This is a genomic window from Limnofasciculus baicalensis BBK-W-15, assembly GCF_024178385.1.
Classification (GTDB): Bacteria; Cyanobacteriota; Cyanobacteriia; order Cyanobacteriales; family Coleofasciculaceae; genus Limnofasciculus; species Limnofasciculus baicalensis.
In genome coordinates this window covers 161-1,664 of sequence record NZ_JAMZMM010000653.1, presented here as the reverse complement: position 1 = coordinate 1,664, position 1,504 = coordinate 161, and the positions used below count along the sequence as shown (strand labels likewise).

Genomic DNA, 1,504 nt, shown 5'->3' with positions numbered 1-1,504 from the left:
TTAAAACTCTCCTGCCCCCTTGTCCCCCTTGTCCTCCTTGTCCCCCTACTCCTCCTCTTCCCAACTCCCCACTCCAAAAAACCCACTCCCCAGCAAGAGCAGAGGGACGAGAAATGCCAAAATAGCGTAGAGTGTAGAAGCCTAAACTAGTGAGTGCGATCGCAGCTAGGGCGGAAGGCAGTCGTACAGCCCATTCATTAACACCAATTAGTTTATATGCCATCGCCATCAACCAATAAATTAATGGCGGTTTATCAAAACGTGTCACACCATTAAAATAAGGTGTAATCCAATCTCCTGTTACCGTCATTTGACGTGCAGCTTCAGCAAAAAGGGGTTCCGTTTCATCGACTAAACCGATACTGCCTAAATTCCATAAAAAAGCTACCCAGATAATGGCAATTAACCATAAAATAGATAAGATCCATAGTCTATTCGGATACTTTTCCCAAGATTTATACCAATTTGTCACTCTCGGCTCTATTCTGAAGTTCATGAAATTTTAAATAGGGGTAATGGGGAATAGAGTTTTGCCTTAAAACTCCAAACTACTAACTGAGAACTTTTACTGGGAATGGCGCTCGATTCCATACTTTATACTTCATCCTTCATCCTTCATCCTTCATACTTTATACTTTAAAAGACTGAGACACAACTGACATGTTCCTTTGGATGGGGAGCAACCCAGGGGATGCCCTATAGGGAGCATCCCAATGAAGGCAAAGATACTCATTTTTTGCCCCCCTTTTCACCCCCCCAGCCCCCCTTGTCAAAGCAGGGCTGTTTCATTCTCCCACAGCAACAGGTTAAAACCTGTTGCTACACTGGCTTTACCGCCCTTCGGCGGTTCAACTTATTTGTTAATAAGCTAATGCAAAACTTGCTAACCTGCGAAGGCAGGTTTTGTCTGTGTAGCGACAGATTTCAATCTGTCGTAAAATTTGAGAATGAAACAGCCCTGCCTTGTCAAAGGGGGGAGAAAGAATACAACCTGCATTTCTTCCAAATCGGGATGCTCCCTGCCCTATAGGGGAGCGGGGGTGGAGTGTGAGTCGCTCTAACTCAATCCTTCGCTGACGGTTAGGTTTGCCGATTTTACCAAATCCTCTAACAAATAACAAATAACCAATAACAAATAACCAATAACCAAAATGCAAAACACTCGTCTCAACAATCTAGTCAACGTCATTTTAGGGCGATTAGGACAATGGTTTGGCAATCCCTGGCGACGGCTTTCCCTCATATTAATTAGCTTACTATTAGGTGTCTTTCTGGGAACAGCAATTCCTACGACAACGGGACAAGCAGCTAACTGGGATGCGATCGCTGCTGCTATTTTAATTGTCATTACAGAGGCAATTAGTAGATTGGTTTATGGCAGGAGTATGCAACAGCTACAAACTTCCCCATTCAGGTTTTCATTAATAGCAGAGACAATCAATGCCTTGAAAATTGGCTTGAGTTACAGCCTGTTTTTAGAAGCTTTTAAACTCGGATCTTAATG

2 protein-coding genes are annotated in these 1,504 nt (G+C 43.3%); one reads left to right on the top strand and one right to left on the bottom strand.

From position 1 onward, the window contains the following. Positions 1-496: ArnT family glycosyltransferase (locus NJ959_RS29175; RefSeq protein ID WP_254015259.1), on the bottom strand; the 496-nt coding region annotated here is incomplete at its 3' end. A gap of 655 nt (positions 497-1,151) precedes the next feature. On the opposite strand from NJ959_RS29175, the gene NJ959_RS29170 reads away from it, so the two are divergent. Further along, positions 1,152-1,502, top strand: a complete 351-nt coding sequence (locus NJ959_RS29170) for a DUF565 domain-containing protein (RefSeq protein WP_254015258.1) — start codon at positions 1,152-1,154, stop codon at positions 1,500-1,502. Positions 1,503-1,504: the final 2 nt, after the last annotated feature.

Excerpts from the sequence above, each read along its gene's own strand:
- NJ959_RS29170 (WP_254015258.1), top strand. The coding sequence starts at position 1,152 with ATGCAAAACACTCGTCTCAACAATCTAGTCAACGTCATTTTAGGGCGA.